This is a genomic window from Gaiella sp. (genome assembly GCF_039915195.1).
Lineage (GTDB): Bacteria > Actinomycetota > Thermoleophilia > Gaiellales > Gaiellaceae > Gaiella.
Genome location: NZ_JBDSNT010000126.1, coordinates 1 through 8,145 on the forward strand (window position 1 = coordinate 1; position 8,145 = coordinate 8,145).

The 8,145-nt window shown below is 64.8% G+C and carries 6 protein-coding genes; 5 read left to right on the forward strand and 1 reads right to left on the reverse strand.

The features are described from left to right. Positions 1 to 726, reverse strand: a 726-nt coding sequence (locus ABIR74_RS11840; RefSeq protein ID WP_348178350.1) for an adenylate/guanylate cyclase domain-containing protein, incomplete at its 3' end; no start/stop codon positions are given. A gap of 262 nt (positions 727 to 988) precedes the next feature. Here ABIR74_RS11840 and ABIR74_RS11845 point away from each other — a divergent pair. The 5 genes from ABIR74_RS11845 to ABIR74_RS11865 form a co-directional block, all read left to right on the forward strand. Next, complete coding sequence (locus ABIR74_RS11845; protein ID WP_348178352.1) at positions 989 to 3,682, forward strand: diguanylate cyclase; 2,694 nt, start codon at positions 989 to 991, stop codon at positions 3,680 to 3,682. Between the two features lie 192 nt (positions 3,683 to 3,874). Next, complete coding sequence (locus ABIR74_RS11850) at positions 3,875 to 5,215, forward strand: branched-chain amino acid ABC transporter substrate-binding protein (RefSeq protein WP_348178354.1); 1,341 nt, start codon at positions 3,875 to 3,877, stop codon at positions 5,213 to 5,215. Between the two features lie 81 nt (positions 5,216 to 5,296). Continuing rightward, positions 5,297 to 6,331, forward strand: coding sequence for a branched-chain amino acid ABC transporter permease (locus ABIR74_RS11855; RefSeq protein WP_348178356.1), 1,035 nt, complete (start codon positions 5,297 to 5,299; stop codon positions 6,329 to 6,331). Further along, complete coding sequence (locus tag ABIR74_RS11860; RefSeq protein ID WP_348178358.1) at positions 6,328 to 7,563, forward strand: branched-chain amino acid ABC transporter permease; 1,236 nt, start codon at positions 6,328 to 6,330, stop codon at positions 7,561 to 7,563. The genes ABIR74_RS11855 and ABIR74_RS11860 overlap by 4 nt, the downstream gene beginning before the upstream one ends. Further along, the coding region (locus tag ABIR74_RS11865) for an ABC transporter ATP-binding protein (RefSeq protein ID WP_348178360.1) at positions 7,556 to 8,145 on the forward strand (590 nt) is incomplete at its 3' end. The genes ABIR74_RS11860 and ABIR74_RS11865, both read left to right, overlap by 8 nt.

The following is an 8,145-nucleotide window of genomic DNA, read 5'->3' on the forward strand; positions in this document are numbered from 1 at the left end:
CCGAAGCAACGTCAGATCAAGCTCCCGGCCCACCAAAGGAGTGCTCATCGAACGGATCACATCCGAGCCGAAGCGCGCGGTCGAACGAAGCGCCTGCCAGACTGGCACCGGCTCCGCCTTCCCCTTCGCGGAGATCGCCTCCAGCGACTCGTACTCGAACACCCGCTCGGTCGCCCGGAACGTCGCCTCACCCACCGCTAACCCATCCACCGGTGCCTGCGCCTGAATCCGCGCGGCCGTGTTCACGACATCCCCCGTCACCATCCCCTCACCCAACTCCGGCCGAGCGCTCAGCGACACCACCGCCTCACCCGTGTTCACCCCGATTCGGACGGAGAGCGCGAGCGACTCGTCGGCGGCGTTCAGCTCCTCGATCGCCTCCAACACAGCCAGACCGGCCCTGACTGCCCGCTCCGGATCATCCTCATGCGCGGTGGGTGCGCCGAAGACCGCCATCACCGCGTCCCCGATGAACTTCTCCACCGTTCCCCCGAACGCCTCGATCCGCTCCCGCGCCCGCAAATGATACGGCGCAATCCGAGCAGCAACCTCCTCCGGATCCGCACTCTCCGACGCCGCCGTGAACCCGACGAGGTCGCAGAACAACACGCTCACCACCTTCCTTTCCCGCGAGACGGGAGAGGGGCCGATCAACGGGACGCCACAGAACGGGCAGAACGGGAACTCGCCCGGAAGTTCCTTACCACACGAGGGGCAGGTCAGCATTTGCGCGAGTCTACGGCCTTGCAGGCCCTCGCTCCAGCACCGGGACGGCGAGGGCAACCGAAGGGGAACCAGACCACCGCGACCAGCCGAGATCGATCCTCAGTATCCGGGCCGGAATCCCGGACCGGCCGAGACCCACCGAGATCCGGCGCCTGAAAGGGCGTGGGGGTTCCTTCCCCCTTCGGCATAGCTTCATGCGGCGCCTCGATAGAGACCCGGAAGCGCGCTCAATGGATCGGGGCGTGGTGCCGATACGACCTGGGTGCGGACATCCCTCCATCGCCGATGGTCGCCAACAGGCGACCCCTCGGACGCCGCGCTCCACCTTGCTGAGCTTGGGGCACTGAACGGCGTCGCGGCTCTCGTCGCTGAACGTCACGAGACTCCCGTGCTCCTCCGTCTGATTCTCTCGAAGGCGGCTGCCCTCTTTGGGGTCGACGACGGCCATCTCTACCTCGTCGAGCCGGATCGCGACGGCCTCTCGCTCGCGGCCGGCACCGGGGCGTTCTCCGACCGAGTCGGTCACCGGATTCGGTTCGGGGAACAGCTTGCCGGCCGCGTGGCCTCGGGTGGAGAGGCGCTCGCGGCGGTCGACGACACAGCGGCGGTCGCCGCGCCACTGCGCGGGAGAGAAGGAATGCTGGGCGTGATCGGGCTGGTCCGCGCCGGCTCGTCGCGCTTCTCGGAGGATGAGGTTGCGCTGCTCGACAGGTTCTGCAGGATCGCCGGGATCGCGCTCGACAATGTTCTCCTCCACGACAGCGTGCAGGCCGAGCTCACGGAGCGGCACCGGACAGAGGAAGAGCTTCTCGACACCGTTTCCCGCCTGAGCAGATCGGAGCTCGAACTGCGCCAAGCCCAGGCGGAGACGATCCGAAGGCTCGCCGACGCGGCCGAGTTTCGCGACGAGGAGACTGGACATCACACGGAGCGAATGTCGCGCATGTGCGAGAAGATCGCGCGCCGGCTAGGTCTCGACGAGGATCGCTGCCGGCTGCTTCGCGAAGCCAGTCCGCTCCACGATATCGGCAAGATCGCGATCCCGGACGAGATTCTCCTCAAGCGGGGTCAGTTCACCGACCAGGAGCGGCGCACGATGCAGCGCCACGCCGAGATAGGCCATCGACTTCTCACGGGTTCGGCCTCCGAGGTGCTGGACCTCGCGGCGACGATCGCCCTCGTCCACCACGAACGCTGGGACGGACACGGATACCCCTATGGTCTTGAGGGCGAAGCGATTCCGCTCGAGGGACGGATCGCAGCCGTGGCGGATGTCTTCGATGCCCTGACGACCGAGCGTGTCTACCGTTCGGCACTGCCGGTGGAAACGGCACTCGAGATGATGAGGGAGCAGCGCGGTGCTCAGTTCGATCCGCTGGTCTTTGACGTACTGGAGGACATCGCTCGCGAGGCGGACGAGGTCACGGACATCGAGACCGGGGCCGACGTGGCCGCGGCCCTTTCGGTCGACGAGACGCTCGTGCAAGTGGAAAGGGACGAGGCATCGCCGACTCCGCGTGAAACGTCGGCCGCGGACAGGCTGTCCGAGCGCCAGTTGCGTCGTGCGTGCCGCACCGCCGAGCGGCGGTTCGAGGGCCTGCAGGGGCGCGGCGCGATCGAGGAGGCTTTGGCGACCCTCTGTGAGCCGTTCCAGGGCTCGCTGCTCGCCAGCCTCTACGTCGTCGAGCACGATCGCCTCTGGCTCGTAGCCCAGCACGGCTATGCCGAGGTTCGGGATGGATTTGATCTGGACCACGGCGTGATGGGACGAGCGATCCGGACTCGAACCATTCAGGTTGTCGCCGAGGTAACCGCGGGCGCGACGCCCGGCAGCGCAACGTCCGAGGTTGCGATTCCGTTTCAGGCCGGAAGTGACATCGTGGGCGTCCTCACCGTCGAGTCGGTGGGACTGCGGCTGCCTCGCTCCCCTGGAGCGGTACTCGTCCCACTCGCATCCCGTCTCGGGGAGCGTCTCTCCGAGAGTCGGGAGGGCGTCGAGTCCGGCGTCGAGGATCTCGTACGTCTCTGCGTTCACGCGAGCTCGCTCCGAGGAATCGGCGCGATCGCGGAGCTTGCGACGAGGACGACCGGGCGCATTCTCGGCCTTTCCTCCACCCAGCTCGACCTCTGGCGAGAGGACGACATTCAGCCGAGGCTCGTAAGCTTCTGGCGGCGCCATGATGTTCACCTCGAGCCGTTGGACAGCGAGCTCCTCATGCGCCTCGAACGGGGAGCGGGTGAGCACATCTCCTCGAGTGTCGTCGCTGCTCAACAGGTAGGGCTCCGGGACGGATCGACCAGCTCTCTCGTCGTGATCCCGCTCCGGGCAGGCGGTGCTCCCGTTGGCCTCCTCACAGGACGACTCACGGGCTCCCCACCTACGAAGGAACGGCTCGAGGCGGCGACCCTGTTTGCGCAGCACACGGCTGCCCTGATCGACGTGGCTACCGCGCTCCGTCGGGAGCAGCGTGCCGCAGTGACCGATCAGTTGACGGGACTGCTCAACCGGCGTGGGTTCGAGGAGCGCTTCGACGAGGAGTTGAGGCGTGGGACCCACGACGATCATCCAGTATCGGTTGTTCTCTGCGACTGCGACGGCTTGAAGACGATGAACGACCTGCGTGGACACGAGACGGGCGACGCGCTCATCGAGCTGATCGCGAGCTGCTTGAGGACGCACAAGCGCGTGAGCGACGTCGCCGCTCGGATCGGTGGTGACGAGTTCGCGATTCTCCTGCCGGATGCCGACATCGAGACGGCGCTCGCGGTCGCCGAGCGGATCCGCGGGTCGATCGCCGCGGAGACATTGGCGGGCTTCCGACCCAGTGCCTCGTTCGGAGTCGCGTCGTTCCCGCTCCACGGAAGCTCGACGACCGAGGTCATCAAAAGGGCCGACGAGGCGCTCTACCTCGCGAAGCAGCGCGGCGGCGACGAGATCGCAGCGTTCGCCCACTGAAGCGCTGTTTTGCCGAGTTCGAGGCCGGAACGCACCAGTTGTTGCAGGCCCCAGGCCGTTGCCTCCTGGCAACTTCGTCGATCCGTGCTTGTAGTCGGCGCGGAATGCCCTAGACTAGCGCCACCTAATCGTAGGGCCGGCCCCGCGCACCCGGGCACGGCTTATTTCGTTCGACGACTGGAGGAGAAAGACTTGGCGCTCAAGACGAAAGGAATGTTCCTCGTCGGTCTGCTCATCGCTCTGCTCGCACTCGTTGCGGCAGGTTGTGGTGGCAGCGACGGGGGCGGCGCGCCCGAGGCGCTGCCGTCATCATCCTGTACCGCGATCGAGTACGAAGGCGATGGCGACCCGGACTACCTGGTGGTCTCCGATTTGCCACTCCAGGGAGCCTCTCGCACGCAGACGATCCAGATCGCGAACGCCATTCGCTATGAGTTGAAGAAGGCGAACTTCAAGGCGGGTGACTACAACATCGGTTACCAGTCTTGCGACGACGCGACGGCTCAGGCCGGCAAATGGGACTCCGGCAAATGCAGCCAGAACGCGAACGCCTATGCCGCGAACGACAAGGTGATCGGCATTATCGGGACGTTCAACTCTGGTTGCGCCGGCATCATCATCCCGGTCGTCAACCAGGCGCCGGACGGCGGCATCGCAATGGTTTCGCCTGCAAACACGTACGTCTGCCTGACGCAAGGCGGACCTGGGTGTGACACGACCGAACCGGACAAGTACTACCCGTCCGGCACGCGTAACTACGCACGCGTGGTCGCCAACGATGCGTATCAGGGTGGCGCGGATGCAGAGTTCGCGAAGTCGATCGGCGTCAAGAACGTCTACATCCTGAACGACAAGGAGGCGTACGGCCTCGGTGTCGCCACGAACTTCCGCGGCGCCGCCGAGTCGCTCGGGATCAAGATCGCCGGATTCGAGGCGTGGGATCCCAAGGCGTCGTCGTACGAGGCGCTGTTCGGGAAGGTCAAGGCATCTGGCGCGGACGCCGTCTTCCTCGGCGGCCTGATCGACGAGAATGGTGCCCAGGTGATCAAGGACAAGGTGGCCGTGCTCGGTCCAAACACCGGGGTGAAGCTGCTCACACCTGACGGGTTCGCCCTGCAGGGAACGATCGACGACGCAGGCCCCGCGTCCGCTGGCATGTACATGTCGGTAGCCGGCCAGCCGATCGACCAGTTCACCGGTGAGGCGAAGGACTTCGCGACGAACTTTGCGAAGGACTTCAACGGCGGCAAGCAGATCGATCCGTACGCGATCTACGGCGCGCAGGCGGCGCAGGTCATGCTCACGGCCATCGGTGCCTCCGACGGTTCGCGTGCCGACGTGATCAAGCAGGTATTCGCGACTAAGGTCGAGGAGGGCTTGCTCGGCTCGTTCGCCTTCAGTGCGAACGGCGATCCTCAGGAAGCGAGCGGGGCTGTCACGGCGATCGTGATCTACAAGGCCACGGATAAGCTCGAGACGGTGAAGGTCATCTCGCCGAACCAGGCGACGGTGGACGCAGCACTCGGGAAGTAGGTCTCTCGACCTGAGTGCGACAGACGCGACGGCGGGAGGGCATTGCCCTCCCGCCGTCATTCTGCTTAGGTGGATCCAACGATGAATGGCATATTCACGAAGCTCCGTGAGGCGAGCGTCTCCGATCTGATTGGCCTGGCTCTTGTCGGGCTCGTCGTTGTCTGGCTCGTCGTCAACTTCGTCAAGGATCCGACCGCATTCGTCAACACCGGGCTGATCGGCCTCACGAACGGGACGATCTTCGGCATCGTGGCTCTTGGCTACACGCTCGTGTACGGCATCTTGCAGCTGATCAACTTCGCCCACGGCGACGTGTTCGCGCTCTCCGGTCTCGTCGCCAGTACGGTGATCGTGAGCATTCTCGGCCTCGACGAGGGGGCGAGCGTGATGTTCATCATCGGCGGCCTCGTCGTCACGCTCCTTGTGATCATGGTCGGGTTCGCGCTCTTCAACGCGTCGATCGAGCGCGTGGCCTACAAGCCGCTACGGAAAGCGCCGCGACTTGCGCCGTTGATCACCGCGATCGGCGTTTCGTTCATCGTCCAGAACATCGGTCTCGCCGTCTACGGCGTCAACTACCGAACGGTGCCGAACTTCATCCCACGTACGGATGTGATTTCGATCGGCGACATCAGCTACTCGTGGAGCAAGGCGTCGGTGCTGATCATCGTGATCCCGCTGCTCGTCGTGCTCTCTTGGTTCGTTCGCTCGACAAAGCAGGGGAAGGCCATGCGGGCGGTCGCCCAGGACACCGAGGCGTCGGCGATGATGGGGATCGACGTGAACCGGACGATCTCGGTCACGTTCCTCCTCGCGGGTGCGCTTGCAGGCGCTGCGGGAGTGATCTACCTGCTGCAGTTCAACATGCGGTACGACACCGGGTTCGAGCTCGGCCTGATCGCCTTCACTGCCGCCGTCCTCGGGGGAATCGGGAATCTCACCGGAGCCGTGCTCGGAGCACTCATCATCGGATTTGTCCAGGCGTTCAATGAGGGCCTCGGTTGGCTTGCCCCTGGCAGCGACTGGACGCGCACGATGGTCTTCGGGATCCTGATCCTGATCCTCGTCTTCCGCCCAGAAGGCATCCTCGGCGAACAGACGCCAGAGGGGGCATGACCAACCTCGGCACACGTGCGCGTTCGGCCGTGGGGAACCGCAACGCCGTCGCGGTCGTGGTGCTGGTGGTTCTCGCCCTGATCTACCCGACGATCGTCGAGTCGCTTTCGTCGCTGCCACTGATCGGCGACTTCGTGCCGAGCACGGATTCGATGGTCGTGATGGTCGTTTTCTCGACCATGGCGATCGGGCTCAACATGGTCGTCGGCTACGCCGGCCTCCTCGACCTCGGCTACGTCGCCTTCTATGCGGTCGGGGCGTACACCGCCGGATGGTTCGCGTCGCAGCAGTTCGACCAGTGGTCGTTCCAGTTCGGGTCGGTTGGCGTTGGGGCCAGCGTTCCCGGGATTCACATCTCGATGTGGGTCGTGCTTCTGGTCGCCGGGTTGCTGACGATGGTTGCCGGCATCCTGATCGGTCTGCCGACCCTGCGACTTCGCGGCGACTATCTCGCCATCGTCACGCTCGGTTTCGGGGAGATCGTGCCACAGTTCGTCCGCAACGCCGACAACGTCGGTGGCTTCGACCTCACGCACGGGACGTTCGGGATCTCTCCGATCGACTCGCTTGGCTTCGGTGCAATCGGGGCAGCAATCGGGTTGCCCGAGAGCTTCCGTCAGTCGTCCCAGCGAGCGGAGTGGTACTTCTGGATCGCCGTTCTGATCCTTCTGATCACGGTCTTCTGCAGCGTCCGGCTGCGTGACTCTCGCCTCGGTCGCGCCTGGATCGCGATCCGCGAGGACGAGACGGCAGCCGCTGCCATGGGTATCCCGCTGATGCGCACAAAGACGTGGGCGTACGCAATCGGTGCGTTCTTCGGCGGTGTTGCGGGAGCGTTCTACGCCAGTTTCAAGGGCGGCGCCTTCCCGGCCGACTTCTATTTCAACATCTCGGTGTTCCTGCTCTGCATGGTCATCCTCGGGGGCATCGGCAGCGTCTGGGGCGTGCTCCTCGGCGGCATGATCCTCGGCTACCTCAACGTCGAAGGTCTTGCCACTATCGGTTCCAAGATCCAGCAGTCAGGCATCCCCAAGCTCGACGGCTTCGATCCGACGAAGTATCAGTTCGGGATCTACGGGATCATCATTGTCCTGATGATGCTGTTCCGTCCCACCGGGCTGATCCCGGAACGCCGACACAAGATAGAGATGGCCGAGGGAGTCCATGACACGCCGTTCTACGACGCGCAGCACGAAGGAACCCTCACCGACCGAGATTCGTCCGATGACTGACAACCTCATCGAGGTCGTGAAGCTGCGCAAGGAGTTCGGCGGGCTCGTCGCCACGAACGACGTCGATTTCACCATCCCTCGCGGCTCGATCGTCTCCCTGATCGGACCGAACGGCGCGGGCAAGACGACCTTCTTCAACCAGATCACGGGCGTGTACGTGCCGACGTCGGGATCCGTGATCTTCGACGGGGTCGAGGTGGTCGGCAAGCCGCCGCACGCGATCACGGCGCTCGGGATCGGCCGCACGTTTCAGAACATCCGCCTCTTCGCCCAGATGACGGCGATCGAGAACGTGATGGTCGGCATGCATTGCCGGCTCGGCAGTGGGATCCTCGGATCGATCTTCCGTACTCCCGGAGTGCGACGCGAAGAGGCTGCGGCGCGAGAGAAGGCCCGAGAGCTCCTCGTCTACAGCGGGCTCCCGAAGCGCCACGAGGAGCAGTCCGGCTCGCTGCCGTACGGCGATCAACGGCGACTCGAGGTCGCCCGAGCGCTTGCGACCGATCCCAAGCTGCTTCTCCTCGACGAGCCGACGGCCGGGATGAACCCGCAGGAATCGGCCGATTTCACCGCTTTCGTTCG

Bases quoted from the DNA above. Each gene is read 5' to 3' on its own strand.
- ABIR74_RS11855 (WP_348178356.1), top strand. From the start codon at position 5,297: ATGAATGGCATATTCACGAAGCTCCGTGAGGCGAGCGTCTCCGATCTG.
- ABIR74_RS11860 (WP_348178358.1), top strand. From the start codon at position 6,328: ATGACCAACCTCGGCACACGTGCGCGTTCGGCCGTGGGGAACCGCAAC.